Origin of the sequence: Sediminicoccus sp. BL-A-41-H5 (genome assembly GCF_050632405.1) — a bacterium.
Taxonomy (GTDB): Bacteria; Pseudomonadota; Alphaproteobacteria; order Acetobacterales; family Acetobacteraceae; genus Roseococcus.
Genome location: NZ_CP192601.1, coordinates 1,347,837 through 1,373,735 on the forward strand (window position 1 = coordinate 1,347,837; position 25,899 = coordinate 1,373,735).

At 70.7% G+C, this 25,899-nt stretch carries 24 protein-coding genes, 2 tRNA genes and 1 pseudogene; 13 read left to right on the plus strand and 14 right to left on the minus strand.

Going from position 1 to position 25,899, the window contains the following annotated elements:
- Position 1: 1 nt before the first annotated feature.
- The 5 genes from ACQ860_RS06720 to htpX form a co-directional block, all read right to left on the minus strand.
- Entirely contained in the window at positions 2–961 is a 960-nt protein-coding gene (locus ACQ860_RS06720) for a tripartite tricarboxylate transporter substrate binding protein (protein ID WP_431302641.1), read from the minus strand.
- Positions 962–990: 29 nt separating this feature from the next.
- A complete protein-coding gene (locus ACQ860_RS06725; RefSeq protein ID WP_431302642.1) occupies positions 991–2,355 on the minus strand; it encodes a TRAP transporter large permease in 1,365 nt (454 codons plus the stop codon).
- Positions 2,352–2,945: a TRAP transporter small permease subunit gene (locus ACQ860_RS06730; RefSeq protein ID WP_431302643.1), complete on the minus strand. Its 594-nt coding sequence runs from the start codon at positions 2,943–2,945 to the stop codon at positions 2,352–2,354. Before ACQ860_RS06730 ends, ACQ860_RS06725 begins: the two co-directional genes overlap by 4 nt.
- A 2-nt stretch (positions 2,946–2,947) precedes the next feature.
- On the minus strand, positions 2,948–4,024 hold the full coding sequence (locus ACQ860_RS06735) for a TRAP transporter substrate-binding protein (protein ID WP_431302644.1): 1,077 nt from the start codon (positions 4,022–4,024) through the stop codon (positions 2,948–2,950).
- Between the two features lie 112 nt (positions 4,025–4,136).
- Positions 4,137–5,048 carry a zinc metalloprotease HtpX gene (htpX, locus tag ACQ860_RS06740; RefSeq protein ID WP_431302645.1) on the minus strand — a complete coding sequence of 304 codons (912 nt, stop codon included), beginning with the start codon at positions 5,046–5,048 and terminating at the stop codon, positions 4,137–4,139.
- 36 nt (positions 5,049–5,084) lie between these two features.
- On the opposite strand from htpX, the gene ACQ860_RS06745 reads away from it, so the two are divergent.
- From ACQ860_RS06745 to ACQ860_RS06765, 5 genes are all read left to right on the plus strand, one after another.
- The gene (locus ACQ860_RS06745; RefSeq protein ID WP_431302646.1) at positions 5,085–5,273 is read left to right on the plus strand and encodes a DUF1674 domain-containing protein; all 189 of its coding nucleotides are present in this window, start codon (positions 5,085–5,087) and stop codon (positions 5,271–5,273) included.
- Between the two features lie 45 nt (positions 5,274–5,318).
- Positions 5,319–5,409, plus strand: a tRNA-Ser gene (locus ACQ860_RS06750).
- Between the two features lie 139 nt (positions 5,410–5,548).
- Complete coding sequence (gene acnD / locus ACQ860_RS06755) at positions 5,549–8,155, plus strand: Fe/S-dependent 2-methylisocitrate dehydratase AcnD (protein ID WP_431302647.1); 2,607 nt, start codon at positions 5,549–5,551, stop codon at positions 8,153–8,155.
- 32 nt (positions 8,156–8,187) lie between these two features.
- Positions 8,188–9,369 (plus strand): 2-methylaconitate cis-trans isomerase PrpF, encoded by a 1,182-nt coding sequence (gene prpF, locus ACQ860_RS06760; protein ID WP_431302648.1) that lies wholly within the window; start codon positions 8,188–8,190, stop codon positions 9,367–9,369.
- A gap of 380 nt (positions 9,370–9,749) precedes the next feature.
- Complete coding sequence (locus ACQ860_RS06765; RefSeq protein WP_431302649.1) at positions 9,750–10,790, plus strand: PAS domain-containing protein; 1,041 nt, start codon at positions 9,750–9,752, stop codon at positions 10,788–10,790.
- Here the strand turns inward: ACQ860_RS06765 and ACQ860_RS06770 are convergent.
- Genes ACQ860_RS06770 through ACQ860_RS06780 form a run of 3 tightly spaced genes read right to left on the minus strand, consistent with a single transcriptional unit; the run spans position 10,744 to position 13,096 of the window.
- A complete protein-coding gene (locus ACQ860_RS06770) occupies positions 10,744–11,076 on the minus strand; it encodes a hypothetical protein (RefSeq protein ID WP_431302650.1) in 333 nt (110 codons plus the stop codon). The two genes, ACQ860_RS06765 and ACQ860_RS06770, sit on opposite strands and share 47 nt — an antisense overlap.
- Positions 11,073–12,068, minus strand: a complete 996-nt coding sequence (locus ACQ860_RS06775) for an isopenicillin N synthase family dioxygenase (protein ID WP_431302651.1) — start codon at positions 12,066–12,068, stop codon at positions 11,073–11,075. Before ACQ860_RS06775 ends, ACQ860_RS06770 begins: the two co-directional genes overlap by 4 nt.
- A complete protein-coding gene (locus ACQ860_RS06780) occupies positions 12,065–13,096 on the minus strand; it encodes a ring-opening amidohydrolase (RefSeq protein ID WP_431302652.1) in 1,032 nt (343 codons plus the stop codon). The genes ACQ860_RS06775 and ACQ860_RS06780 overlap by 4 nt, the downstream gene beginning before the upstream one ends.
- A 113-nt stretch (positions 13,097–13,209) precedes the next feature.
- On the opposite strand from ACQ860_RS06780, the gene ACQ860_RS06785 reads away from it, so the two are divergent.
- Both ACQ860_RS06785 and ACQ860_RS06790 read left to right on the plus strand, forming a co-directional pair.
- On the plus strand, positions 13,210–14,484 hold the full coding sequence (locus ACQ860_RS06785; RefSeq protein WP_431302653.1) for a DUF1800 domain-containing protein: 1,275 nt from the start codon (positions 13,210–13,212) through the stop codon (positions 14,482–14,484).
- Positions 14,481–15,671, plus strand: coding sequence for a DUF1501 domain-containing protein (locus ACQ860_RS06790; protein WP_431302654.1), 1,191 nt, complete (start codon positions 14,481–14,483; stop codon positions 15,669–15,671). Before ACQ860_RS06785 ends, ACQ860_RS06790 begins: the two co-directional genes overlap by 4 nt.
- Before the next feature lie 51 nt (positions 15,672–15,722).
- On the opposite strand, the gene ACQ860_RS06795 is transcribed toward ACQ860_RS06790, so the two are convergent.
- The 3 genes from ACQ860_RS06795 to ACQ860_RS06805 are packed head-to-tail and all read right to left on the minus strand — an operon-like array spanning position 15,723 to position 18,152.
- Positions 15,723–16,910 carry a urate hydroxylase PuuD gene (locus ACQ860_RS06795; RefSeq protein WP_431302655.1) on the minus strand — a complete coding sequence of 396 codons (1,188 nt, stop codon included), beginning with the start codon at positions 16,908–16,910 and terminating at the stop codon, positions 15,723–15,725.
- Positions 16,910–17,260, minus strand: a complete 351-nt coding sequence (gene uraH / locus ACQ860_RS06800) for a hydroxyisourate hydrolase (protein WP_431302656.1) — start codon at positions 17,258–17,260, stop codon at positions 16,910–16,912. Before uraH ends, ACQ860_RS06795 begins: the two co-directional genes overlap by 1 nt.
- A 58-nt stretch (positions 17,261–17,318) precedes the next feature.
- Positions 17,319–18,152 (minus strand): hypothetical protein, encoded by an 834-nt coding sequence (locus tag ACQ860_RS06805; protein ID WP_431302657.1) that lies wholly within the window; start codon positions 18,150–18,152, stop codon positions 17,319–17,321.
- 117 nt (positions 18,153–18,269) lie between these two features.
- Between ACQ860_RS06805 and ACQ860_RS06810 the strand changes: the two genes are divergently transcribed.
- Together ACQ860_RS06810 and serA are read left to right on the plus strand one after the other, a co-directional pair.
- A complete protein-coding gene (locus ACQ860_RS06810) occupies positions 18,270–19,550 on the plus strand; it encodes a Zn-dependent hydrolase (RefSeq protein ID WP_431302658.1) in 1,281 nt (426 codons plus the stop codon).
- A 30-nt stretch (positions 19,551–19,580) separates the two neighbouring features.
- Complete coding sequence (serA, locus tag ACQ860_RS06815; RefSeq protein ID WP_431302659.1) at positions 19,581–20,825, plus strand: phosphoglycerate dehydrogenase; 1,245 nt, start codon at positions 19,581–19,583, stop codon at positions 20,823–20,825.
- Between the two features lie 9 nt (positions 20,826–20,834).
- Here serA and ACQ860_RS06820 read toward each other — a convergent pair whose 3' ends face one another.
- Both ACQ860_RS06820 and ACQ860_RS06825 read right to left on the minus strand, forming a co-directional pair.
- Complete coding sequence (locus ACQ860_RS06820; protein ID WP_431305811.1) at positions 20,835–21,080, minus strand: hypothetical protein; 246 nt, start codon at positions 21,078–21,080, stop codon at positions 20,835–20,837.
- Positions 21,081–21,235: 155 nt separating this feature from the next.
- Positions 21,236–21,424 (minus strand): annotated as a pseudogene (locus ACQ860_RS06825) (transposase); the annotation flags it as partial.
- A gap of 104 nt (positions 21,425–21,528) precedes the next feature.
- Here ACQ860_RS06825 and ACQ860_RS06830 point away from each other — a divergent pair.
- A complete protein-coding gene (locus tag ACQ860_RS06830) occupies positions 21,529–22,035 on the plus strand; it encodes a GNAT family N-acetyltransferase (RefSeq protein ID WP_431302660.1) in 507 nt (168 codons plus the stop codon).
- A gap of 50 nt (positions 22,036–22,085) precedes the next feature.
- The gene (locus ACQ860_RS06835) at positions 22,086–23,795 is read left to right on the plus strand and encodes an amidohydrolase (protein ID WP_431302661.1); all 1,710 of its coding nucleotides are present in this window, start codon (positions 22,086–22,088) and stop codon (positions 23,793–23,795) included.
- Between the two features lie 55 nt (positions 23,796–23,850).
- Here the strand turns inward: ACQ860_RS06835 and ACQ860_RS06840 are convergent.
- A tRNA-Gln gene (locus ACQ860_RS06840) sits at positions 23,851–23,924 on the minus strand.
- Between the two features lie 132 nt (positions 23,925–24,056).
- Here ACQ860_RS06840 and ACQ860_RS06845 point away from each other — a divergent pair.
- Together ACQ860_RS06845 and ACQ860_RS06850 are read left to right on the plus strand one after the other, a co-directional pair.
- On the plus strand, positions 24,057–25,058 hold the full coding sequence (locus tag ACQ860_RS06845; RefSeq protein WP_431302662.1) for a Ppx/GppA phosphatase family protein: 1,002 nt from the start codon (positions 24,057–24,059) through the stop codon (positions 25,056–25,058).
- Positions 25,059–25,090: 32 nt separating this feature from the next.
- The gene (locus ACQ860_RS06850) at positions 25,091–25,774 is read left to right on the plus strand and encodes an RlmE family RNA methyltransferase (protein ID WP_431302663.1); all 684 of its coding nucleotides are present in this window, start codon (positions 25,091–25,093) and stop codon (positions 25,772–25,774) included.
- Positions 25,775–25,899 lie beyond the last annotated feature (125 nt).

Sequence of the window (25,899 nt, forward strand, 5' to 3'; positions counted from 1 at the left end):
CTCAGCGCTGCCGCTCGATGCCGACCTGGCGGGCGACGCGGCCCAGCGCCTCGCTCTCGCTGTTGATCAGCTGGGCGGAGGCGGCGCTGTCCCGGAACTCGGGTGTCACGCCGGAGCGCTGGAGCTGCGTCTGGAAGCGCTCCGTGCGCCAGGCGGCCTCGAAGGCGGCCATCAGCGCGGCGCGGCGATCGGCGGGCAGGCCCTTGGGCGCCAGCATGCCCCACCAGATCAGCGTCTCCTCATTCGGAATGCCGAGCGCATCGAGGCCGGAGCCGGTCGGCACCTCCGGATGCTGGGCGCGCTGGGTCAGGATCAGGCAGCGGGCGCGGCCGTCGCGGATGGCGGGCATGGCGACGGCGATGGAGCCGCCATAGAGATCGATATGGCCGCCGGTGAAGGCCGTCAGCGTCTGCGCGGCCCCCTGGAAGGGCACCATCGTCCCTTCGATGCCGAGCGCGCGGAAGACGCGCTCAGCGGCGAGGTGCATGTTCCCGCCCACGCCATCCGTGCCGTAGGTGAAGCGGCCGGGGGCGGCGCGCATGGCGGCGATGAGCTGCTGCGCGTTCTGGATCGGGCTGTCCTGCCGCACGCAGAGCGTGAAGCCCGTGTGACCCACGATGAACATGGGGTCGAGCTGGTCCAGCGTGTAGCGTACGTTCATGACGTGCGGTGCGGCCGTGATCGGCGCGTTCGCGGTGAACAGCAGCGTGGTGCCGTCCGGCCGCTGGTCCGCCACGAATTGCGTGCCGATGGTGGAGGAGGCGCCGGGCCGGTTCTCCGCCACGATGGGCTGGCCGAGGGAGCTGCCCACGATCTCCGCCAGCATGCGGGCAAACACGTCCGTGCCGCCGCCGGGCGCGATGGGGATGATGATGCGGATCGGCCGCTCGAAGCCGGGCTGCGGCGCTTGTGCCTGGGCGAAGGGAACCGGCGCCAGGAGGGCGGCGGCGAGGAGAAGCATGCGCTTGAACATGAAGGGGCTCCGAAAGGTCAGGCGAGGAATCGCGGCAACCAGAGCGCGATCTCGGGAAATATCAGCAGGAGTACGACCGCCGCCAGATAGGCCAGCAGGAAGGGCATGACGCCGACGAAGACATCGGTGATCGGGCCCGGCTTGGGGCGCATGCCCTGCAGCACATACATCACGGTTCCATCGGGCGGGCTGATCTGCGCGATCTCGACCAGCATGGTGATGATCACGCCGAACCAGATGGGATCGTAGCCAAGGGCGACCACGATCGGGAACACCACCGGCACCGTCGTGATGATCATGGAGAAGCCCTCCATGAAGGTGCCGAGCGCGAAATAGAGCCCGATGATGCAGAGCATGATGGCCCAGGGCGGCAGCGGCAGGTCCGCGATGAGGCCGGCCAGCGCCTGGGGCACGTTAATGGTGGTGAGGATGTAGTTCAGCAGATAGGCGCCGAAGATGATGAGGCCCAGCAGCGCCGTGTTGCGCGCCGTCGCCTCGGCCGAGGCGTGGAGCATCCGGAAGGAGAGCCTGCGCTCCAGCGCCGCGAAGAACATCGCCCCCGTGACGCCCAGCGCCGCGGCCTCGGTCGGCGTGGCCCAGCCCGCGTAGATCGAACCCAGCACCAGGAAGATGAGCAGCAGGGTGGGCACGAGGTCGCGCAGCGCGGCGAGCTTCATGGAAAGCGGCAGCTTGGGCGGCTTCTCCATCGGGTGGCGCAGCCCATGGGCCGCGATCAGCAACAGGAAGAGGCCGGTGACGAGGATCGAGGGGAGCAGGGCCGCGATATAGAGCTGCCCGACCGAGGTCTCGGTGATCAGCCCGTAGATGATGAAGGTGATCCCCGGCGGGATGAGGTTGCCCAGCGCGCCGCCGGCGGCCAGCGAGCCCAGCACCCAGCGCTGGTTGTAGCCCGTGCCCTGGAAATAGGGCAGCGCCACCGAGCCCATGGTGGCGGCGGTCGCCACGCTCGATCCACTGATGGCGCTGAAGACGGCGCAGCTCACGATGTTGGTGTGCAGCAGGCCGCCCGGCAGGCGGTTCAGCCAGATGTTCAGCGCGCGATAGAGACGGTCGCTCAGGCCCGCGCGCAGCAGGATCTCGCCCATGAGCAGAAACAGCGGCACGGCGACGAGGACGAAGTTCGACGACGGCCCCCAGAGCGTCTGCCCCGCGAAGTTCCACCAGGGCCGGTCGCTGAACATGAAGCCGGTCAGGAAGGCCAGCACGCCGAGGACGGCCGCGATATAGACCCCCGAGCTGAAGAAGATGATGAAGACGCCGATCAGCATCAGGATCTCGGCGATGGGCAGCGCCTGTGCGCCGGCCGCGGCCGCCACGACCAGGACGCCAAGCAGCCCCAGCAGGAAGACGATCGCGATCATTTGCGGGCCATGGCGACCGCTTCCAGCGCCTCCTCCGTCTCATCGGCCAGGGTGCGCGAGCCGAGCAGGCCGTCCAGGCGCTGCCCCTCGCCCAGCAGCAACGCCAGCACCGATTCCAGCAGCAGCACGCCGCACATGAGCACGAAGGCCGAGAGGCCGACGGCCCAGATGCCCTGCGGGATCACCAGGGGCACGCGCAGCGCCGAATTGTCATGCGCGTCGAACAGCGCGCTCTCATCCACCAGCTCCCAGGCGGCCCAGGCGACGAAGATGGCGAAGCCGGTCAGCAGCAGCAGCGAGAAGACGTGCAGCGGCGCGCGGAAGCGCGTGGGCAGGCGCATCAGCAGCACATCCACCCGGATATGCGCGCGGCAGGCGAGCGTATGCGCGAGCCCCCAGGCGATGCCGCAGGCCAGCATGTAGCCCGTGACCTCGACCGTCGCGGCCGAGGAGACGCCCAGCGCGTTTCGCCCGATGATGTCGGCCGTGATGAAGAGGGCGCAGGCCACGTAGTTCCAGCCAGCCGCCCAGGCCATCAGCGCCGCGAGGCCAGCGACCCCGCGGCGCAGCAGCGATGCCGCGCGCAGCAAGCTCAGCCGCCGAACCGGACGCCGGTGAGCGGGGAGACCGTCTGGTTGTAGATCTCGCCGCAGCGGGCCCCGCAGCGGCGCACCCAGCCGGGCAGCACCACCTGCTCGAAGATGCGGCGCGTTTCGGCGCGGTCGGCGTCGGTGGCCTTCACCTCGGTCATCGGGCGGGTGGCCAGCGTGTGGATGCGGCAGGCCTCGCGGTTGCCGATGGCGCAGTCAATGCCATCGCGCGTGGCGGCGGCCCCCAGCGCCCATTGCGCATCGGCCACCTCGCGGAAGGTCTGCTCCAGGAGGGCGCGGACGGCGGGGTCCTGGCGGTTCCACCAGGCGACGTTCACGATATAGGCGGCGACCGCCCAGCTCACCGGCAGGTCGCTGATATGCGTGGACACTTCCGGCCAGCGGGCGGCCACACCCGAGCCGGTGCCGGTGATGGCGCAATCCACCACGCCGCGCTCCAGCGCCGAATACACTTCCGGGAAGCCGATGGAGGTGGGCTGCGCGCCCACCGCATTGAAGAAATCCACGAGGGAATTGCCGAAGGTGCGGATGCGCCGCCCGCGCAGATCGGCCAGCGAGGTGAAGGGCGCGCGGCAGAAGACGACCTGCGCCGGGAAGGGATACATGGCGAGGATGCGCGTGCCGAAGCGCTCCAGGTCGCGGTTGGCCACGGGCGTCATCGCATCCGCGATGCGGCGGGCGAGCGCGATGTCGGGGGCGAGGCCCGAGAGATCCACACCGTCGAGGATCGGCACGTCGCCCGAAAGGGTGGAGAGCGTGCCGGCGCCGATCTCGGCCTGGCCGGCGCGCACCAGGCGCACGATTTCCGCGCCGCCCAGGTTGCGCTCGGCATGGCTCGCCAGCGTCACCTCGATGCGGCCGCCGCTGCGCTCGCGCAGGCCGTCGCGGATGAGGCGCTGATCCACCAGGATGTATTGCGGCTGGGTGGGCAGCGGCTGCGTCACCGCCGTGATGGCGATGCGCGGGCCTGCCGGAATCGCGGGGGTTGCGGTCTGCGCCATCGCGGCGCTGCTGATCAATCCGGCGCCGAGCAGCGCGGCCAAACCCCTGCGGAACATCTCGCCTCCTGCATGAATGCGGGGACGAGCATGCCACGCGGGGGCGGCCGCGAAAGCCGGGAAAGCATTACGTCCTTGTCAGATTGCGGGCGGCCTGCCGCGCGCGGTGGCATCATGCCCAAGGGTTGCGCTTGGCGGGTGCGGCCGACCAGGGCGAGGCGCCGCGCGGCGCCTGGGGCATGGCGGGCGTGCCCCGCATCGGGCCCATCGCCATGAGGCGGGCGATGCGCTCCTGCGTCGGCGGGTGGGTCGCGAAGAGGCGATCCATGCGCAGGCCCGAAAGCGGGTTGATGATGAACATGTGGGCGCTGCCCGGATTGGCCTCGGCCGTCTGGTTCAGATGGCCGATCTTGCCGCGTTCGAGCTTGGCGAGGCCATTGGCGAGCCAGGAGGGGTCGCCGCAGAGGCGCGCTCCTTCGGCATCGGCCTCGAATTCCCGCGCGCGGGAGATGGCCATCTGCACCAGCATCGCGGCCATGGGGGCCAGGATCACCATCAGGATCGTGGCGATGGGGTTGGGCCGGTTGTCCCGCCCGCGGCCCAGCATGAAGCCGAATTGCGCGAGGAAGCCGATGGCGCCGGCCAGCGTGGCCGTCACCGCCATGATCAGCGTGTCGCGGTGCTTGATGTGCGCCAGCTCATGCGCGATCACGCCCGCCACCTCGCGCTCGTTCATCAGGTCGAGCAAGCCGGTATTGACGGCGACGGCGCCGCGCTCGGGGCTGCGGCCGGTGGCGAAGGCGTTGGGCTGGTCCTCATGGATGATGTAGAGGGCGGGCATGGGCATGCCGGCGCGGGCGGCGAGCTCGGCCGTCATGCGGTAGAGCTGCGGCGCCTCGGCCTCGGTCACCGGCTGGGCGTTGTGCATGCGCAGCACCATGCGGTCGCTGCCCCACCAGGCAAAGAGGTTCATGCCGCCGGCCATGAGCAGCGCCATCAGCGCGCCCGACTCGCCGCCCAGCGCGTAGCCCACGGCCATGAAGAGCGCGGTCAGGCCGCCCAGGAGGATGAAGGTCTTGAGCATCTTTCGCGAATCCCTGTGCCATCCCACATCGGCATCATGAGCGACGAAGAAAAGACCCCCCCGCCTTTCCCCGCCGGGAAGCCCCGCACCGCGCCGCCCCTGACGCAGATCAACCGCCCGCAGCGGCCGCCCGCGCCGCCGGCGGTCGAGGATGGCGGGCCGACCGGGCCGGAACCGACCCGCTACAATGACTGGGAACGCAAGGGCCGGGTGAGCGATTTCTGACCCCGCTTGCCCCGCGCCGCGAGCCGCCCTAAAGGGAGGCGCGCTGGATGGGTGGCCGAGTGGTCGAAGGCGCGCGCCTGGAAAGTGCGTATAGGTCAAAAGCCTATCGTGGGTTCGAATCCCACCTCATCCGCCATGACCTCCCCCTCTGAACACAGCCTGCCCCCCGCATCTGGCGGCGCTGGCCCGCGTGGCGCAGAATGGCCGCGCGGCGCCTGGCGCGGCATGGACCTCGAAGGAAGATCGCCGGGCCGAACCCGGCAGGGAGCAAAGTCATGAACACGCAGCACCGCAAGCGCCTGCCCGGCACGGAGCTGGATTTCTTCGACGCCCGCGCCGCGGTCGAGGCCCTCTCCCCCGGGGCCTATGACACCCTGCCCTACGTCTCCCGCGTGCTGGCTGAGAACCTCGTCCGCCGCTGCGACCCCGCCTTGCTGCCGCAGGCGCTGGGCCAGCTCATCCACCGCAAGCGCGACATCGATTTCCCCTGGTACCCCGCCCGAGTCGTCTGCCACGACATCCTGGGCCAGACCGCGCTGGTGGACCTCGCCGGCCTGCGCGACGCCATCGCGGAGAAGGGCGGCGACCCGGCCAAGGTGAACCCGGTGGTGCCCGTTCAGCTCATCGTGGACCATTCGCTCGCCGTCGAGCATGCCGGCTTCGAGAAGGACGCCTTCGCCAAGAACCGCGCCATCGAGGACCGCCGCAACGAGGACCGCTTCCACTTCATCGAATGGACGCGCCACGCCTTCGAGAACATGGAGATCGTCCCGCCGGGCAACGGCATCATGCACCAGATCAACCTGGAGCGGATGTCGCCCGTCATCTACACGAAGGACGGCGTGGCCTTCCCCGATACGCTGGTCGGCACGGACAGCCACACGCCGCATGTGGATGCGCTGGGCGTCATCGCCATCGGCGTGGGCGGCCTGGAAGCCGAGAATGTGATGCTCGGCCGCGCCTCCTGGATGCGCCTGCCGGACATCGTGGGCGTGGAGCTGACCGGCAAGGCGGGCCCCGGGATCACCGCGACCGACATCGTACTGACGCTGACCGAATTCCTCCGCAAGGAGCGTGTGGTCGGCGCCTGGCTGGAATTCTACGGCCCCGGCGCCACCAGCCTCACGCTGGGCGACCGTGCCACCATCTCCAACATGGCGCCCGAATATGGCGCAACCGCCGCCATGTTCTCCATCGACCAGCAGACGCTCGACTATCTGCGCCTGACGGGGCGCGAGGAGGCGCAGGTCAAGCTGGTCGAGACCTATGCGAGGACCGCCGGCCTCTGGTCCGACAGCCTGAGCCGCGTCCAGTTCGAGCGCGTGCTGCGCTTCGATCTCTCCACCGTGGTGCGCACCATGGCAGGCCCCTCCAACCCGCATCGCCGCCTGCCGGTCTCCGACCTCGCCGCGCGCGGGATCGCCGGCACCGTGGAGAACGAACGGGGCCTGATGCCCGATGGCGCCGTCATCATCGCGGCCATCACCAGCTGCACCAACACCTCCAACCCGCGCAACGTCATCGCGGCCGGGCTGCTCGCGCGCAACGCCAATCGCGCGGGGCTGACGCGCAAGCCCTGGGTGAAGTCCTCGCTGGCGCCGGGCTCGCGCGCCGTCGCGCTCTATCTTGATGAAGCGGGCCTGACCCCGGAGCTGGAGGCGCTGGGCTTCGGCGTCGTCGCCTTCGCCTGCACCACCTGCAACGGCATGTCCGGCGCGCTCGACCCGCGGATCCAGCAGGAGATCATCGAGCGCGACCTCTATGCGACCGCCGTGCTCTCCGGCAACCGCAACTTCGATGGGCGCATCCATCCCTACGCGAAGCAGGCCTTCCTCGCCTCGCCGCCGCTGGTGGTCGCCTATGCCATCGCGGGCACCATTCGCTTCGACATCGAGCGCGACGTGCTGGGCGTGGACGCACAGGGCCGCGAAATCCGCCTCAAGGACATCTGGCCCTCCGACGCCGAGATCGACGCCGTCGTCGCGTCCTCGGTGAAGCCGGAGATGTTCCGCAAGGTCTATGCGCCCATGTTCGGCAACCAGGGTGCCCGCAAGAAGGTGAGCCCCCTCTACGACTGGCGCGCGCCCAGCACCTATATCCGCCGCCCGCCCTATTGGGAGGGCGCCTTGGCCGGCGAGCGCACGCTGAAGGGCATGCGCCCGCTGGCGCTGCTCGGCGACAACATCACGACGGACCACCTCTCCCCCTCCAACGCCATCCTGGCCGACAGCGCGGCGGGCGAGTACCTGGCGCGGATGGGCCTGCCGGAGGAGGACTTCAACTCCTACGCCACCCATCGCGGCGACCACCTGACGGCCCAGCGCGCCACCTTCGCCAACCCGACGCTGCTGAACGAGATGTGCTGCAAGGAGGACGGGACCGTCCGCAAGGGCTCCCTCGCCCGCGTCGAGCCCGAGGGGCAGGTGATGCGCATGTGGGAGGCGATCGAGACCTATATGGAGCGCCGCCAGCCGCTCATCATCGTGGCCGGCGCCGATTACGGTCAGGGCTCGTCCCGCGACTGGGCGGCCAAGGGCGTGCGCCTCGCGGGCGTCGAGGCCATCGTGGCCGAGGGTTTCGAGCGCATCCACCGCACCAACCTCATCGGCATGGGCGTGCTGCCGCTGGAATTCCAGCCGGGCACGAACCGCCTGACACTCGGCCTGGACGGCACCGAGACCTATGACGTGGCGGGCGCGCGCACGCCGCGCGCCACCCTCACGCTGGTCATCCGGCGCCGCGATGGCAGCACCACGGAAGTCCCCGTCACCTGCCGCCTGGACACGGCCGAGGAGGTCTCGATCTACGAGGCGGGCGGCGTGCTGCAGCGCTTCGCGCAGGATTTCCTGGAAGCCGAAGGCCCGGCGCGCCAGGCCAGCTGAACGACAACGACAACACCGCGCAGGACGCACCCATGGCCCACGCACCCCAGATCCGCATCCCCGCCACCTATATGCGGGGCGGCACCAGCAAGGGCGTCTTCTTCGTGCTGCAGGACCTGCCCGAGGTGGCGCAGGTGCCAGGGCCGGCGCGGGACCGGCTGCTGCTGCGCGTCATCGGCAGCCCCGACCCCTATGGCAAGCAGACCGACGGCATGGGCGCGGCCACGTCGAGCACCAGCAAGTCGGTGATCCTGAGCCGCAGCACGCGGCCGGATCACGACGTGGACTACCTCTTCGGCCAGGTCTCGATCGACAAGCCCTTCGTGGATTGGAGCGGCAATTGCGGCAACCTCTCCGCCGCCGTCGGCCCCTTCGCCATCCGCAACGGCCTGGTGGACCCGGCCCACGTGCCGCGCGACGGCATCGCCGTGGTCCGCATCTGGCAGGCCAATATCGGCAAGACCATCATCTCCCACGTGCCGATGACGGCGGGCGAGGTGCAGGAGACCGGCGATTTCGAGCTGGACGGCGTGACCTTCCCGGCGGCCGAGGTGCAGCTCGAATTCATGGACCCGGCCGATGACGCCGATGGCGGCTCCATGTTCCCCACCGGCAATCTGGTGGACAGGCTCGACGTCCCCGGCATCGGCAGCTTCGACGCCACGATGATCAATTCCGGCATCCCCACCATCTTCCTCAAGGCCGAGGCGCTGGGCTTCACCGGCACGGAATTGCAGGACGACATCAATGGCGATCCCGCGCTGCTCGCGAAGCTCGAGTCCATCCGCGCGCATGGGGCGCTGCGCATGGGGCTGATCAAGTCCATCGAGGAGGCGGCGGGCCGGCAGCACACGCCCAAGATCGCCTGGGTCGCGTCGCCCAAGGACTACACCGCCTCGAGCGGCAAGAAGATCGGAACAGCCGACGTGGATCTGCTGGTGCGCGCCATGTCCATGGGCAAGCTGCATCATGCGATGATGGGCACGGCCTCCGTCGCCATCGCCACCGCCGGTTGCGTGCCGGGCACGCTGGTGAACCTCGCCGCCGGCGGGGGCGAGCGGGAGGCGGTGCGCTTCGGCCACCCCTCGGGCACGCTGCGCGTGGGCTCCAAGGCGCAGCTGGTGGACGGGCAATGGACCGTCACCAAGGCCATCATGAGCCGCAGCGCGCGCGTGCTCATGGAAGGCCGCGTGCACGTGCCCTTCGCCGGATAGGGCTTGCGGCGGGGCACCGCCTCATCCTCTCGACCATGCCGAGGCCGTGCCGCGTGGCGCGGTGCCAAAACGCACGCCCATCCGTCCGACCCGGCGCGCATCATCCGGCCTGAACGGGCCCCAGCGAAAGCGGGGAACGGGCGCATCCGATCCGGCGCGCCTGTATTTTGGCGCAGGGCTGCAACTTCCCATTGCCTTTTCGACATGGAAGCCGCCAACAAGTATTCCTCTGCGCCTTATGAATAAAGAATATAAAAAATCGCAAATCATCAAGCATGCGTTGAGTTTAATCTTAATTTCTATGTTTTCGTTTTAGAATTGACCGGACATTTACACGAATTCTTGTAAGGCATCCTTGTTGTTGAGGCAGGAAGTAAGAAATGGCCGAGTTACAAGACCTCTACACCATGCTCTGCGACGGGCATGTCCAGGCGCAGGGCGTGATGGACACGCTGCCCATCCCGGTCGTCGTCCTCGACATCGACTTCCAGGTCACCGTCGTCAATCCGGCTTTTCTCAAAGTCTTCGGCGTGACGGCGGCCGAAACGCTGGGCCAGCCCCTCTTCGCGCTCGGCAACGGCCAGTGGGACATCCCGGAGCTCCGCCACCTCCTCACCGAGGTCATCCCCCGTGCCACCGCGGTGCTCGATTTCAGCGTGAGCCATGATTTCCCTGGCATCGGGCCGCGCACCATCCTGGTCGGCGCGAGGCGCATGGAGGCGCCAGGCCGGCACGGGCGGGAGATCCTGCTCACCTTCGAGGATGTGACGGAGCGCGGCCGCGCCGATGCGGCCAGGGAGCTCCTCCTGGGCGAGATGCGGCACCGCCAGCGCAACCTCATGGGCATCATCCGCGCGCTGGTCGCCCAGCCCCGTGTCGCCGGGCGCAGTGCCGCGGAATATCGCGACGCCCTGCTCGGCCGCCTCGGCAGCGTCGCCCGCGCGCAGGAGGCCTCCCTCACCGCCGGCGAGGAGATGGGCCTCGCGGCGTTCATCACCGGCACGCTGGAGCCGATGGCGGATGGCCGCATCAGGCTGGAGGCGGGGCCCGTCCTGCGCCTCGCCGGCACGCAGCTGCTGCCCCTCGGCCTCATCCTGCACGAGCTCGCGACCAACAGCCTCAAATACGGCGCGCTCTCCGCGCCCCGGGGCGAGGTGCGGGTCGCCTGGGAATTGCTCCCCGATGGCGCCGCACCGCTGTTGCGGCTCACCTGGCGCGAGGCCGGCGGCCCGCGCATCCGCCCGCCGCGCCAGCACGGCTTCGGCACGCAGCTGATCGAGATGTGCGCCACCGTCAGCCTGCAAGGCTCCGCCGAGCTGGACTATGCGCCGGAGGGCCTGATCGTCACGCTGACCCTGCCGCTGCGCCCCGCGCTCAGTGCGGCGCCACGCGCCGCCGCGCCATCCGCAGCTGCCCCGTGACGCCGCAATCCTTGGCACGGGCGAGTTGCGCCTCCGCCGCCGCGCGCGAGGGCAAGGGGTCCGAGATCACGACGTAGAAATCCGGCGCCAGCCCCTCGTAGAAATTGCTGTCCTCGGCGGCGACCTGGATGCCGCAGCCGAGCAGCCGCCGCATGGTCGCGAGGTCCGCCTGGTCGCGCGTCGAGCTGTAGAGCACATGCGGCTGCAACCCCGCGCCCTGCGCCAGCGCCGCAGCCCCGGGCAGCGCCAATGCGCCGCCCAGAAGCAGGCCGCGCCGGCCGCTCACGACGCCGCCACCGGCCGGCGCACGGCGGAGATCTTGCGGTTCATGTAGACGCCCGCCATCACGGGTTCATGCTTCGGCGCCTCGCCCGCCGGCACCGTGCCGGGCAACGCCTCCACCGGCGCGTCGTAATTCGGGTGGCAGAAGAAGCCGAGCGAGAGCCGCCGCCTGGCCCAGCCCTCCCCTTCCGGATTCACCACGCGGTGCACCGTGCTGACCCAGCGCTCATTGGTCCATTGCTGCATCAGGTCGCCGATATTGATCACATAGGCGCCCGCCGGCGGCTCGACGGGGGCGAAGCTGCCATCGGGCTTCTGCACCTCAAGCCCCATGCCGCCCTCGGCCGGCGGCATCAGGATGGTGAGGCTGCCGAAATCGCTGTGCGCGCCGGCCCGCAATTGCCCGGGGGCCGCCGGCGTCGTCCGCGCGCCGTAGTGCAGCGCGTGGAGTGCCGCGAAATGATTGTCGATCTTGTCGTCGAAGAAGCCGATCGGCAGCCCGAGGCCGACGGCGAAGGCGCGCATGATCTCGGTGGAAAGCCGCTCCATCTCGCGGAAATAGGCGGTGAAGGCGGGGCGCAGCCCGGGCGGCCGGACGGGCCAGAGATTGGGCTGGTAGAAGGGCCGCGCCTCGGGGATCTCGGCGTATTGCGTGCCATCCGCCTCGGGCCGGCCCATCGAGAAGAGCGAGCGCATGTCGGGCGGCGTCTCGACGCCGCGCGAACGTGCCAGAGTATTGGTCTCGGGCGGGGTGTAGCCGCGCAGCATGGTGCCGGGCGGCGGGCGCACCGCCTGCTTCTCCTCTTCCGGCAGGTCGAAGAAGGCACAGCTCTGCCGGCGCACCTCGGCGATCAGCGCGGGGTCGACCCCATGCCCCTCGACGATGAGGAAGCCGATCTCCCGGCAGGCCTGGTCCAGGTGGCGCCCCAGTGCGGCGATGGCGGCGGGGTCGTCGCCACGGATCGGGCTCAGGTCGATCACGGGCACGGCACTCATGCGCTCTTTCCTTCCGTGGTGGCGATGATGGCGGCGAAGCCCCCGTCCGGCGGCCCCTGCGCCTCGGCCCCGCCCGAGACCAGCACGGCGCCATGGCCGATCAGCGAGCCCAGCATCGCGCCATAGGCCGCGCGCGCGTGGCGATGCATGGCGACGTCATTGTCGAGGTTCATCGCGTGCGGCAGGCCGCGGATCAGCCCATCGCGCGGCGCGTCCCCCTTGGAGATCACCGCCAGCACCCGCGCCGACTCCCGCGCCGAAAGCTGCGGCGCGGCGGTGAGGCCGAGCCGCGCGAGGATCGCCGCCGCTCCCGGCGAGTCCAGCGGGTCTTCCAGCAGCCCGCTCGCGATGGCCGCGCGCGGGTCGCCCCCCGGCCCGTTCGCCAGCAGCAGCACCTGCTGCGCCGGCCCGTCATGCCGGGCGACGACGAAGGTGCCATGCGCGAAGCAGTCCGGATCGTCGAGCGCGATGGCCTCGATCTGCCCGAGCGCCAGCGCCGCGCCCTGCGCGCAGGCCACCCGCACCCGCGCATCCTGCCCAGGCCGCTCCGCATCGGAGGGCGCGCGCACCAGCACGAGGCCGACCGCGGCCGGATCGCTCACGCGGAGCGTCGCCATCGCCGCGCGCACCATGGCCGCCGTCGCCATCGCGTGCAGCACGCCGCCCTGATCCTCGGGCGCGATCAGCGCGCGCTCCACCGCCGCCAGCAGCCCCGAAGCCCCCGCCCGCCCGCGCGACCAGACGACCAGGTGCGGCGAGACCGCGCCCTCCGCGCCGCCAGAGACGAGGATGGGCAGGCGCTCCGCCAGGACCTCCTCCTCCACGCCGAGGCGCCGGCCGATGGCGCGGCGGATCAGCAGGTCCACCCAGGGCTTGGTGAAATCGTTCCGCAGGCCATTGCCGCGCGTCTTGCACCAGACCGAGACGATGCCGGCGGGGTCGAGGCGCCCATCCTCCAGCATCGCCTCGAAGGCGCCGAGATCATCCGGGGCGGCCATGGGCAGGCGGGTGGGGAAGATGGCGGTCATGCGGCCCCCTTTCGGGCGGCATCCTGTCACTCTGGCGGCGGCCCTGGGAAGCACGGGCCGGCCGAAACATTTTGTCGCCAGACAGGGATGTGCCGCGCTGCTATGCAGCCTGCATGACTCCCGAAGCAGCCCACGCCGCCGTGAGGTTCGGCCTCGGCGGCAAGCCCGATGCCCCCGTGCCCGACGACCCGCGGCCCTGGCTCCTCGCCCAGCTGCGGCCGATGCCCGTCCTCGACGGACCCGATCTCGAGGAGATCCGCAAGGCGCGCTTCGAGGATGACCGCGAGGCCGCGCTCCGCCTGCGCCGGACGCTGGTCGAGGGCGAGACCACCGCCTGGGCGGCCCGCATGCTGACGACCGACGCCGCCTTCGCCGAACGCTGGGCCGAGTTCTGGGGCAACCACTTCGCCATCAGCCGCCGCAGCATCAACCTCAACCTCCTGGCCGGCCATTTCCAGCGCGTGGCGGTACGCCCGCTGGTCTTCGGCTCCTTCGAGGCGCTGATGCTCTCCGTCTATCGTCACCCGGCGATGCTGGGATACCTCGACCAGGCCGGCTCGATCGGGCCGGGCAGCCGCGCGGGGCAGCGGCGCAGCCGGGGCCTGAACGAGAACCTCGCGCGCGAGTGCCTCGAACTGCACAGCGTCACTCCCGCCGCCGGCTATACCCAGGCCGATGTCACGGCGCTGGCCCGCATCCTGACGGGCTGGTCGATCGGGCGCGGCGCCGAGCACAACGAGCCCGCCGGCTTCATCTTCCGCGCCGCCGGGCATGAGCCCGGGCCCAAGACCCTGATGGGCCGCGAATTCCCCGAGGGCGAGGCGGGCGGCGTGGCCGCGCTCACCATGCTCGCCAACCACCCCGCGACCCATCGCGCGCTGGCGCAGAAGCTCGCCGCCCATTTCGTGCAGGACGACCCGCCGCCCGCGGCCGCCGCGCGGATCGAGGCGGCGCTGCGCAACTCGGGCGGCGACCTGGCCGCGGCCGCGCGCGCCGTCATCGCCGAGCCCGAGGCGTGGCGCCCGCTCGCCAAGCTGCGCTCGGCGCAGGACTATGCCATCGCGGTGATGCGCGGCCTCGGCCTCGGCGCGCCCGCCGCGCCGCAGCTGGTGCAGGTCCTGGGCCGGCTCGGCCAGCCGCTCTGGCGGCCGCCCGCGCCCACCGGCTGGCCGGATGACGCGGCGAGCTGGGCCGTGCCCGAGCAGCTGATGCGCCGCGTCGAGTGGGCCAATGAGCTGGCCGCGCGCGCGGCGTTCACACCCGCCCTCACCGAGAGCTTCCTCGGCCCCCTCGCCCGCGCCGAGACCGTCACCGCCGCGCGCCGCGCCGGCTCCGCGCGGGAGGCGGTGCTCCTTCTCCTCGCCAGTCCCGAGGCGCAACGCCGATGATCCTGCAACGCCGCTCCTTCCTGCTCGGCCTCGCCGGCGCCGTCACCCTCGGCACCTCCCGCATGGCGGTCGCGGCCGGGCCGGCGAGCGAACGCCGCCTCGTCGTCGTGCTGCTGCGCGGCGCGCTCGACGGCCTCTCCGCCGTGCAACCCTATGGCGACCCCGACTTCGCCGAGCTGCGCGGCCCCCTCGCCCTGCCCGAGCCGGGGCGGGAGGGCGGCGTGCTCGACCTCGGCGGCCGCTACGGGCTGCACCCGGCGCTGCCCCATCTGCACGCCCTCTACCGGCAGGACCAGGCGCTGATGCTGCATGCGGTGGCCGGCCCCTGGCGCAGCCGCAGCCATTTCCAGGCGCAGGACTTCATGGAGATGGGCGCCACGCGCCGCCTGCCCGATGGCTGGCTGAACCGCGCCCTGGCCGCCCAGCCCGAGACCGCCCAGGCGGCCCGGCGCGGCCTGGCCGTCGGCCTCAACCTGCCCCTCATCCTGCGCGGGCCGGTCCGCGTCGGCAGCTATGCCCCCGCCGGCCGGCTGAGCCCCGAGCCCGAGACCCTGGCGCGCCTCGCCGAATGGCACGCGACCGACCCGGTGCTCGGCCCCGCCTTCACCGAGGGGCTGCGCGCCCGCGGCTTCTCGGCGGCCGTGCTCGCGGGGCGTGAGGCGCCACCCCCGCGCACCAACCCCTTCGTGACCCTGGCCGGGGCCGCCGGCCGCCTGCTGGCGGCCGAGGCCGGCCCGCGCGTCGCCGCTCTGGAGATCGGCGGCTGGGACACGCATGCGGGCCAGGCCGCGCAACTCCCCGGGCCGCTCGGCGCGCTGGATGCGGGCCTCGCCGCGCTGCAGACCGAACTCGGCCCCGCCTGGAGCCAGACCGCCGTGCTGGTGCTGACCGAGTTCGGCCGCACCGTCCGCATCAACGGCACGGCCGGCACCGACCACGGCACGGCCGGCGTCGCCTTCGTGCTGGGCGGCGCCGTGCGCGGCGGCCGCGTCATCGCCGACTGGCCGGGCCTCGGCCAGGGCCGCCTCTTCGAGAACCGGGACCTCATGCCCACGCTCGACCAGCGGCGCATCGCCAAGGGGCTGCTCGCGCAGCATCTGGGCCTGGGCCCCGCGGCCCTCGCCCGCGCCTTCCCGGAGAGCGACGACGCGACGCCGCTGCGCGGCCTGCTCCGCGCGGAGGGCTGAGCGCGCCTCGGCGCGCGGCGGCCCAGGATCCACCTTGCGGGCGCCCAGGATTTACCTTGCGGGCGCCCCCGCGGCGACCCAGGCGATGATCTTCCCGCGCTCCTCCTCGGTGAGTTCCGTGACATTGCCCGGCGGCATCGCCTCGGTCTGCACCTGCTGGCGCATCGCCGCCGCCCAGCGGCGGATCTGCCCCGGGCTGTCCAGCAGCACGCCCTTGGGTGCCGCCGCCACCCCCTCGAAGCTCGGCCGCGCGGCGTGGCAGGCGGCGCAGCGGCTCGCCATGATCGTCTGCACCTCCTCGAAGCTCGGCACCTCGACATTCGCGAAGCGCGGATCGGGCCGGGGGGCCACCAGCAGCGCCAGCAGGCCCAGCGCCACCACGCCGCCCACGGGCAGCGCCCAGTTGCTGCGCCCCGAATGCCGCAGCACGAAGAATTGCCGGATCAAGGCCCCCGCCACCGCGATCAGGATCAGCACCAGCCAGTTGAACCTGTGCTGATACAGCATCGGGTAATGCGGGCTGATCATCAGCAGCAGCACGGGCAGCGTGAGGTAGGTGTTGTGCACGCTGCGCTGCAGGCCGCGCTGGCCATGGATCGGGTCCGGCGCCTCGCCCGCCTCGATGGAGCGCACCATCTTCTTCTGGCCGGGGATGATCACCATCGCGACATTGGCCACCATGATGGTGCCGGTGATGGCGCCGATCAGCAGGAAGGCGCCCCGCCCCGAGAAGATATGCGTCGCGATCAGCACCAGCACGAGCAGCAGGCCCGAGCCCGCCAGCAGCAGCTTCCGCTCATCCGCGATGCGCTTGCACAGCATGTCATAGCCGACCCAGCCGGCCACGATCATGACCAAGGACAGCGTGATCGCGACCCAGGGCGCCATGTCCAGCACGGCGGGGTCGATCAGGTAGGTGCTCGCCTGGCCCCAATAGATCAGCACGAAGAGCGCGAAGCCGCTCAGCCAGGTCCAATAGGCTTCCCACTTGAACCAGTGCAGCGTCGTGGGCATCGCCTCGGGCGCGCCCTTGTATTTCCGCTTGTAGTAGAAGCCGCCGCCATGCAGCGACCATTGCTCGCCGCGGACCAGCGGGTTGCCGTCCTTGGGCGGCTCCAGGCTCTGGTCGAGGGCGATGAAGTAGAAGCTCGCCCCGATCCAGGCGATGCCGGTGATGACATGCAGCCAGCGCAGCAGCAGGTTGGCCCATTCCATCAGATAGGCGGCATCGAACACCATCAGCTGCCCCGGTAGCTGGTGTAGCCGAAGGGCGAGACCAGCAGCGGCACGTGGTAATGCGCGTCATTCGCCAGGCCGAAGGAGAGCGTCACCTCATCGAGGAAGGGCGGCTCGGGCAGGGTCACGCCCTGGGCGCGGAAATAGGCGGCGACCTGATAGACGAGCTGGTAGCGGCCGGGCCTGTAGCTGGCTTCCGGCAGCAGCTCGCCGGGCGCGCGGCCATCGGCGGTGGTCACACCCTCGGCCAGCTTCACCCGCGCCTCGCCCTCGATCCGGTAGAGGGTGAAGGCCATCCCCGCACCGGGCCTGCCATGGGCGGTGTCCAGGACATGGGTGGAAAGACGGCTCATCGGCTCACCTCGTGTTGCGCTGCAAAAACTGCCCGGCGCCGCATCCCCTGGCAAGGATTCATGCGCCCACCAGCCGCATCGCGACCACCTCCCGCCGGCTGCGGATGATCATCCAGAGAAGATCCGGCTCCGCCTTGTCCCAGGCGATGGCCTGGCCCTCCGCCTCGATCGGCAGCGTCGCCACACGCTCCAGCCGCGAGCCCATGCGCGGCAGGCGCAGCGCATAGACCTCCTTGTGGTCATGCCCCGTGCACCAGAGCAGCGGGCCGGGATGGCCGGGCAATCCGGGCCCCCAGGAGGCGCCCGAGATGCTCATCGGCTCTGCCCGGCTCAGGATATCCGCCGGGAAGGACCAGCCGGCCATCTGCCGCATGTCGGGCGCGAGGCGCGTCAGATGCGTCCAATGCGTGTGCCCATAGGGGCGCTGGTTGCGGCCGAAGACGCGCGAGTAATTGGCCCAGACCGCCCAAGGCCCGCCGCCCTGCCACTCGAAGGTGGTGAGGCTGCCCGGCATGAGCCCGAAGGAATGATTGCCCTCATGCCGCAGCGTCGCCGCGTCGAAGATCTCGACGGAGGAGAGCATGGGCTCCTCCGGATAGTTGGAATGGGCCGCCAGCAGCCGCCCCTCATGCAGGGAGAGGGAGTTCATATGGATGATCGGCCCTTCGCGCGGGCTCTCGAAGCGCGCCACCTCGCGGAAGCCGGGCTTCGCGAATTTCACGATCAGCCGGTCATCCACGACATAGACATGCTCCCCATCGGCGCAGACGCCCTGGCGGGCGGCGGACGTGGTGAAGCGATGCACCGGCTCGAAGCGCGGCCCCTGCTGGGCGCGCGACAGGGCAGGTGCGGCGAGAAGCGGCGCGGCAAGCGCCAGGCGACGGGTCCACATGCGGCAAGCCTGACCGCCGCCCCGGCCGCGATCAAGGGGAGAGGCCGCCCCCCAGCATGCCAGCCCATAGAGGGCCGCGCTTGATCCCCCGGGCCCAGGGCCGTAATGCGCTCCCCCATGCCCGATACCGTCGCTCCCAACCTCGTCGCCGCCGTCAGCGAGGCGCGCCAATGGCAACGCCTGATGGAAATGGGGGAGCTTGGCGGCTTCCGTGACGCCGATGGGAACTGGGGCGTGAACCGCGCCTGCCTCACCGAGAATGACCGCAAATCCCGCCGCCTGCTGATCCGCTGGGCGGAGGAGGCGGGCCTCACCGCCAGCATTGATCAGCTCGGCAATCTCTTCCTGCGGCATGAGGGCACGGAGCCCACGCTCGCCCCCGTGCTGACCGGCTCCCACATGGACAGCCAGCCCGCCGGCGGCCGCTTCGACGGCATCTGGGGTGTGATCGCGGGGCTTGAGGCCGTGCAGGCCCTGCGCGAGGCGGGCGTTTCCACCAAGCGCCCCATCGAGGTGGTGGCCTGGACCAATGAGGAGGGCGGCCGCTACGCGCCGGGCTGCATGGGCAGCATGGCCTATGCCGGCTATCGCCCGCCCGAGACCTGGGATGCGGTGCTGGACAAGGAGGGCATCCCCTTCGGCCAGGCGCTCGCCGAGCATTTGAAGAGCGAGAGCGACATCCCCCGCCGCCCGCTCGGCGTGGTCGAAGGCACCGCCCCCTTCGCCTATGTCGAGGCGCATATCGAGCAGGGGCCGACGCTGGAGAGCCAGGATGCCGATATCGGCATCGTCACCGGCATCCAGGGCAGCCGCTGGTTCCTGGTGGAGATCACCGGCAAGTCCGACCATGCCGGCACCACGCCGGTGGGCCTGCGGAAGGATGCCGTGCAGGACATGGTGCGCGCCATCAACGCGCTGAACACCCTGATGCATGACCCGACGGACACGCTGCGCTTTACGGTCGCCTCCATCGAGGTGCTGCCCAATTCCTCCAACTCGGTCGCGCAGACCGTCCGCTTCACCATTGATCTCCGCCACCCGGACAACAGCATCCTCCAGCCGCGCGGCAATGCGATCGAGGGCGTGGTGCAATCCGCCATGCGCCATTGCACGGCGAAGGTGATCGAGCGCTTCCACGCCACACCCACGGTGTTCCACCCGATGGTGCCGGACGCGGTGGAGGCGGCCGCCCGCGCCCAGGGGCTGCGCGCCATCCGCCTGCCCTCGGGCGCCTTCCACGACGCGCAATTCATGCACCCGCTCTGCCCGACGGGCATGATCTTCGTGCCCTGCCGTGGCGGCGTCTCCCACCACCCCTCCGAATATTCCGAGCCCTCCGAGCTCGCGGCCGGCGCGCGCGTGCTGGCCCAGGTGCTGCTCGACCTGGCGAATGCCTGACCCATGCCCTTCCAGATCGGTGAAACCAACATGAGCGACCAGCTGTCCCTGCCGAAGGAGCGCATCCGCGCCCTGCTGCTGGAAAACATCTCCGAGACCGCCGTCGAGCTGCTCGGCCAGGAGGGCTACACGAATGTGGGCCGCGAGAAGAAGGCGCTGGAAGGCCAGGCGCTGGTGGATGCCGTGCGCGGCGTGCACATGCTGGGCATCCGCAGCCGCACCACCATCACGGAGGAGGTGCTGGCGAACGCCGACCGGCTGATGAGCATCGGCTGCTTCTGCATCGGCACCAACCAGGTGGACCTCGAAGCGGCGCGCCAGCGCGGCATCCCGGTCTTCAACGCGCCCTTCAGCAACACGCGCTCCGTCGCCGAACTCACTTTGGGTGAGATCGTCATGCTGCTGCGCGGCATCTTCCCGAAGTCCAACGCCGCCCATCGCGGCGAGTGGGACAAGTCGGCCGACGGATACCGTGAGGTGCGCGGCCGCACGCTGGGCATCGTGGGCTATGGCAATATCGGCAGCCAGCTCTCGGTGCTGGCCGAGGCCTTCGGCATGCGCGTCATCTACTTCGACACGGCGGCCAAGCTGCCGCATGGCAACGCCAGCCGCTGCGCCACGCTGGATGAGCTGCTGCACTGGTCCGACATCGTCACACTTCACCTGCCCGAGACGCCGGCGACGATGAACATGCTGGGCGCCGAGCAGATCGCTAAGATGAAGGCCGGCGCCTATCTCATCAACAATGCCCGCGGCACGCTGGTGGATGTGGAGGCGCTGGCCGCCGCCCTCCGCTCCGGCCATCTCGCGGGGGCCGCGCTCGACGTCTTCCCCGAGGAGCCCAAGCGCAATGGCGATCCCTTCGTCTCGCCGCTGCAGGGGATCGAGAATGTGATCCTCTCGCCGCATATCGGCGGCAGCACGGAGGAGGCGCAGTCGCGCATCGGCGAGGAGGTGGCGCGCAAGCTCGCCGACTATTCCGACACGGGCAGCACCGAGGGTGCGGTGAACTTCCCGCAGGTGGCGCTGCCCGCGCGGCCCACCGGCACGCGCTTCATGCATGTGCACCGCAACGCGCCGGGCGTGCTGGGCAATGTGAACCAGGTCTTCGCCAAGCGCGGCGTGAACATCGCGGGCCAGTACCTCCAGACGGATGGCGAGATCGGCTATGTCGTCGTGGATGCCGGGGCCACGCGGGACAGCGACGCGATCCTGGCCGAGCTGCGCGCCCTGCCCCACACCATCCGCGCGCGGCTGCTCTACGAGCGGGAGTGACGCGCCGCCTCACGGCATGGCGAGCCGGACGCAGCGCGGGATATGGGCGCGGCCGGTCGCGGCGGCGAAGAGCCTGGTGTAGGTCCGGCCCATCCGGCGCCACCAGCGGCGGAAACGGTTGGGGTCCGGATCTTCGAATTCGCGTTGGAAGAGGCCCACCAGGGTTTTGGACAAATCCGGATCGGGCAGCAGCCAGGGCGGCCCAGGCAGGGCTTCGAGAAGCTGCAATCGTCGCGCCAGCACAATGATGCGCAATCCGACGAGTTTCGCGGCGCGTCTGGCCCCCGGAAGATCACGCGGCGGAGCTGCTGGAGGGGATGGCGCGGCCCGAGGTCGTGCAGGGCTTCCAGAAGATGCTCCCAGAGCCCGCCATGGCACAGCCGCCGGAAATGGCGCGAGACGGTGCCGGGCGGGCCGTAGCGTTCGGGCAATTCCCGCCAAGGGGCGTCGGTGGAGAGCAGGAAGAGGATGGCGTTCATCCGCTCGCGCAGGTCCGTGACCTTGCGGCCAGAGGGGTTGGTCTTCTGCGCGAGGACATAGGGGCGCAGCGCATCCCATTGGCGGTCGGTGAGGGCGGTGAAGGGGACGCGCTGTCTCATCCAAGGAATATAGTCCTTAATTCCCGCAAAATGCAAGGATTTACGTCCGTCCGCGCGCGCCGTGCCCCGCTTCGGCCGCAGGCTCGCCGCCGCTATGCTGGGCCATGACCGCGCTCACCCTCCGCCGCGCCACCGAGGCCGACCTCCCCTTCGTCATGGCGACGGAGCGGCGCGAGGGCTATGACGCGCTGGTCGGCCGCTGGGACGAGGCCCGGCACCGGGCGGCGCTGCGCGATGGCCGGCACGCCCATCTCCTCGGCCAGGCCGGGGCGGAGCCGATCGGCTTCGCCATCCTGCGCGACTGGGCCTCGGAGGAGCGCGTCACGCTCATCAAGCGCATCGCGGTGGCGGCGCCAGGCCAGGGCTGGGGCCGCCTCCTGCTCTCGCACGTGGTCGAGGCCGCCTTCCGGGAGACGCCGGCGCACCGGCTCTGGCTCGGCGTCTTTCCCGAGAATCTCCGCGCCCGCCGCGCCTATGAAGCGGTCGGTTTCGTGGCGGAGGGCGTCGCGCGGGGCAGCGCCTTCTTCGGCGGGCTGCACCGCGATGAGCTCATCATGGCGATCCTCCGGCCGGACTGGGAAAAAGCCCGGGGCGTGCATCCCGGCGCCTGATATGGTCTGATCTTCGACGGAAACGCGCCCCCACGGCCAAGGAACCCCAGATGCCCGAGACGCCGCACCGCCGGGACGTCATGCGCCTCGGCCTCGCCGCCGCCCTGCCCGCCGGCGCCGCCCTGGCCCAGGCGCCCGACCCCGGGACGCTCTACGTGAACGGCACCATCCTCACCATGGAGGGCGACGCCCCCGCCACGGTCGCGGCCGTGGCGGTGCGGGATGGGCGCATCCTCTTCGCCGGCCCGCGCGCGGCGGCCGAGGCCGCCCTGCCCGGCGCCCGCCTGGTGGACCTTCAGGGCCGCACCATGCTGCCCGGCTTCATTGATAGCTGGGGGCACTTCCTGCTCTTCGCGCAGCAGACGCTGGGCGTGAACCTCGCCTATTTCGCCGATGACCCGCCCCGCACCAAGGCCGATGTGATCCGCCTGCTGCGCGCGACACCGGCCTTCAACGGCTGGATCACCGGCTATGGCTATTCCGAGGCGCTGCTCTCGGACGGCCCGCCGACACTCGCCGATCTCGACGCCGCCTTCCCCGACACGCCGGTGCTGATCGGCACGCTCTCCACCCTCACCGGCAAGGCGAACAGCGCGGGCCTCGCGCGCCTCGGCATCACGGCCGCCACACCCGCCGCCCAGCCCGGCATGATCGTGAAGGACCCCGCGACCGGCCGCCTCACCGGCGACCTGCTCTTCACCCCCTATCTCCAGGCCCGCGCCGCCGCACTCGGCACCTACCCGGAGGCCCAGGCCTTCCAGACCTTCCGCGCTGCCGAGGCGCTGCTGGCCCGCCAGGGCTACACCACCGTGCAGAGCTACCAGCTGGTGCCGGCCGACATGGCGACGCTCACGGCCGCCTTCGCGCAGGGCGTGCTCTCGCTCGACGTGATGGGCCTGCCCGCGATCTCGGATGCCGCCTCAGGGCAGATGGTGCAGCTGAATGACTGGCGCTGGGGCCGCTACAGCCATGGCGACCGCGGCCTGAAGGTGCCGGGCTACCAGGTCGTCACCGATGCCGCGCCGCAGCTGCGCCTGGCCGCCTTCACCGAGCCCTATGCCGATACACGGGGCTTCCCCGATGGCTGGAAGGGCGCGCTGCTGCCGCGCGAGATGGTCGAGCAATGGGTGACCTACGCCTATGCGAACGACATCCAGCTCTTCGCCTACAGCAATGGGGATGCGGGGATCGACCTCAGCCTCTCCGCCATCGAGAAGGCCATCGCCGCCACGGGCAAGACGGGCGACCGGCGCAGCGTCATCGCCCATTCCTATTTCGCCCGGCCCGATCAACTGGCGCGCTACCGGCAGTTCGAGATCGGCGCCTCGATGATGCCGGCGCATCTCAGCATCTATGGCGACCAGCAGTCGGGCCTGCTCGGCCCCGCCCGCGCCAACAAGGAGGCGCCGATGGCGACGGCGCTTTCGCTGGGCGTGCGCACGACGCTGCATTGCGACTACCCCTCGGCCTCGCCCAACGTCATGGCCACGATCTGGTCCGCCGTGACGCGCACCACGCTGACCGGCCGCGTGATGGGCCCGGAGGAGCGCCTCACCCCCTATGCCGCGCTGCAGGGCTTCACCAGCAAGGCGGCCTATAACTACCGGGAGGAGGGGCTGAAGGGCACGATCACCGCCGGCAAGCTGGCCGACCTCGTGATCCTGGACCGCAACCCGCTGACGGTGGCCCCCGACGCCATCAAGGACATCCGCGTGGTGGAGACGATCAAGCGCGGCCGGACGCTCCACCGCCAAAGCTGAGGCGGGGCGCCCCGCGGGGAGGAAATCCCTGATTATCCGGGGCTCAGGCGGGCGATGGCTGGGGGACCTGGATTCGAACCAAGACTGTCCGAGTCAGAGTCGGAAGTTCTACCGTTAAACTATCCCCCAAGCGGCCTTCGCTCGGCTGGCGGGCGTCCTACCACCGCAATTCGCACTTGCCAAGCGCACATAGCGCTTGCGATGACAGCCCTGCTTCACGATCATGACAGCACCGCCCCCCCGCAGGACCCGTCCCCCCCGATGAGTGCCCTCCTCCACCGCCACGGCCCATCCGGCCCGCCCCCCGCGCTTTTCGCGGCGCTGGACCTCGGCACCAACAACTGCCGGCTCCTCATCGGCGCCCCCACCCGCCAGGGCTTCCGTGTGGTGGACAGCTTCTCCCGCATCGTCCGCCTGGGCGAGGGCCTGGCCGGCACCGGCGCCCTCTCCGATGCCGCGATGGAGCGCACCATCTCGGCGCTGTCGGCCTGCGCCGAGCGCCTGCACCGCCGCCCCGTCCGCCGACTCGCCGCCGTGGCCACCGAAGCCTGCCGCCGCGCCGCCAATGGCCCGGCCTTCCTGGCCCGCGCGGCGCGAGAGACCGGCCTCAGCCCCCGCATCATCTCGCCGCGCGAAGAAGCAGAGCTCGCGATGGAGAGCTGCGCGCCCCTGCTGGAGCCGGGCGACCGCCGCGCCATCCTCTTCGACATCGGCGGCGGCAGCACCGAGATCGCCTGGATCAGGACCGGCCCGCGCCCCGAACTCATCGGCTACATCTCGATTCCCTGCGGCGTCGTGACCCTGGCCGAGCGCGAGGGCGGCGACTGCTTCTCGCCCCACGGATTCGCCTCCGTGGTGGAGGACATCCACGCCCGCCTCGCCGATTTCGACCGTCTGCACTGCATCGGGCAGGAGATCCGCGCGGGCGGCGTGCGGCTCATCGGCACCTCCGGCACCGTCACCACGCTGGCCGGCGTCGTCATGGCCCTGCCCAAGTACCGCCGCCAGCTGGTGGACGGCACGCGGCTGAACGCCGAGGCCGCGGACGCCGCGCTCGAGCAGCTCTTCGCCATGGGTCGCAAGGGCCTGGCCGCGCATCCCTGCGTCGGCCCCGAGCGCGCGGATTTCGTGCTGCCCGGCTGCGCCGTCTATGCCGCCATCCGCCAGCTCTGGCCGCTCGGCGAACTCACCGTGGCAGATCGCGGGTTGCGCGAGGGCATGCTGATGCGCCTGATGCGGGGCGACCGCATGCCGGGCCGATAGGAAGGGCCGCGGAACTGCTCTAAACCCCGCTCATGGCCAAACCGCCGCCCAAGCGGGGCGCCGCCCCGCGCGGCACCCACACCAACGTCAAGACCGCCCGCAGCCGCAGCAATGCGAGCCAGCGCTGGCTGCTGCGGCAGTTGAACGACCCCTATGTGAAGGCCGCCCAGGCCCAGGGCTGGCGCTCCCGCGCCGCCTTCAAGCTCATCGAGCTGGATGAGCGCTTCAAGCTGCTCAAGCCCGGCACCCGCGTCGTGGATCTCGGCGCCGCGCCGGGCGGCTGGAGCCAGGTCGCTCTCCGCACGCTCGGCGAGCGCGGGCATGTCGTGGCGCTCGACCTCCTGCCCATGGACACGCTGGCCGGCGCCACCATCCTGCAGGGCGATTTCCAGGATGACGCGACCGAGGCCGCGGTGCGCGCGGCCCTCGGCGGCCCGGCCGACCTCGTGCTGTCCGACATGGCGCCCAACACCACCGGCCATGCGGCGACGGACCATCTGCGCATCATGGACCTCGCGGCCCTCGCGCTCGATTTCGCGGTGAAGGTGCTGGCCCCGGGCGGCGGCTTCGTCGCCAAGGTCTTCCAGGGCGGCAGCGAGAAGGCGATGCTGGAGACGCTGCGCCACCACTTCGCCCAGGTCCGCCACGCCAAGCCGCCCGCCAGCCGCAAGGACAGCAGCGAGCTCTATGTGGTGGCGACGGGCTTCAAGGGCTGACGCTGGCGCGGGGCAGCCCCGCGCGCGGGGGTGCCCCCCAACACCCCGAGGCATCCGCGCGCAAGGCGCGCGGCGCGCCCAAACCGCCCTTCCAGCACGCGCAAGCGCCGTGGCGCGAAGCCGAA

Bases quoted from the DNA above. Each gene is read 5' to 3' on its own strand.
- ACQ860_RS06790 (WP_431302654.1), top strand. From the start codon at position 14,481: ATGATCCTGCAACGCCGCTCCTTCCTGCTCGGCCTCGCCGGCGCCGTC.
- ACQ860_RS06720 (WP_431302641.1), bottom strand. From the start codon at position 961: ATGCTTCTCCTCGCCGCCGCCCTCCTGGCGCCGGTTCCCTTCGCCCAG.
- ACQ860_RS06775 (WP_431302651.1), bottom strand. From the start codon at position 12,068: ATGAGTGCCGTGCCCGTGATCGACCTGAGCCCGATCCGTGGCGACGAC.
- ACQ860_RS06810 (WP_431302658.1), top strand. From the start codon at position 18,270: ATGCCCGATACCGTCGCTCCCAACCTCGTCGCCGCCGTCAGCGAGGCG.
- ACQ860_RS06805 (WP_431302657.1), bottom strand. From the start codon at position 18,152: ATGTGGACCCGTCGCCTGGCGCTTGCCGCGCCGCTTCTCGCCGCACCT.
- ACQ860_RS06735 (WP_431302644.1), bottom strand. From the start codon at position 4,024: ATGTTCCGCAGGGGTTTGGCCGCGCTGCTCGGCGCCGGATTGATCAGC.
- acnD (WP_431302647.1), top strand. From the start codon at position 5,549: ATGAACACGCAGCACCGCAAGCGCCTGCCCGGCACGGAGCTGGATTTC.
- ACQ860_RS06835 (WP_431302661.1), top strand. From the start codon at position 22,086: ATGCCCGAGACGCCGCACCGCCGGGACGTCATGCGCCTCGGCCTCGCC.
- htpX (WP_431302645.1), bottom strand. From the start codon at position 5,048: ATGCTCAAGACCTTCATCCTCCTGGGCGGCCTGACCGCGCTCTTCATG.
- prpF (WP_431302648.1), top strand. From the start codon at position 8,188: ATGGCCCACGCACCCCAGATCCGCATCCCCGCCACCTATATGCGGGGC.
- ACQ860_RS06830 (WP_431302660.1), top strand. From the start codon at position 21,529: ATGACCGCGCTCACCCTCCGCCGCGCCACCGAGGCCGACCTCCCCTTC.
- ACQ860_RS06785 (WP_431302653.1), top strand. From the start codon at position 13,210: ATGACTCCCGAAGCAGCCCACGCCGCCGTGAGGTTCGGCCTCGGCGGC.
- uraH (WP_431302656.1), bottom strand. From the start codon at position 17,260: ATGAGCCGTCTTTCCACCCATGTCCTGGACACCGCCCATGGCAGGCCC.
- ACQ860_RS06725 (WP_431302642.1), bottom strand. From the start codon at position 2,355: ATGATCGCGATCGTCTTCCTGCTGGGGCTGCTTGGCGTCCTGGTCGTG.
- ACQ860_RS06845 (WP_431302662.1), top strand. From the start codon at position 24,057: ATGAGTGCCCTCCTCCACCGCCACGGCCCATCCGGCCCGCCCCCCGCG.
- serA (WP_431302659.1), top strand. From the start codon at position 19,581: ATGAGCGACCAGCTGTCCCTGCCGAAGGAGCGCATCCGCGCCCTGCTG.
- ACQ860_RS06745 (WP_431302646.1), top strand. From the start codon at position 5,085: ATGAGCGACGAAGAAAAGACCCCCCCGCCTTTCCCCGCCGGGAAGCCC.
- ACQ860_RS06795 (WP_431302655.1), bottom strand. From the start codon at position 16,910: ATGGTGTTCGATGCCGCCTATCTGATGGAATGGGCCAACCTGCTGCTG.
- ACQ860_RS06765 (WP_431302649.1), top strand. From the start codon at position 9,750: ATGGCCGAGTTACAAGACCTCTACACCATGCTCTGCGACGGGCATGTC.
- ACQ860_RS06780 (WP_431302652.1), bottom strand. From the start codon at position 13,096: ATGACCGCCATCTTCCCCACCCGCCTGCCCATGGCCGCCCCGGATGAT.
- ACQ860_RS06850 (WP_431302663.1), top strand. From the start codon at position 25,091: ATGGCCAAACCGCCGCCCAAGCGGGGCGCCGCCCCGCGCGGCACCCAC.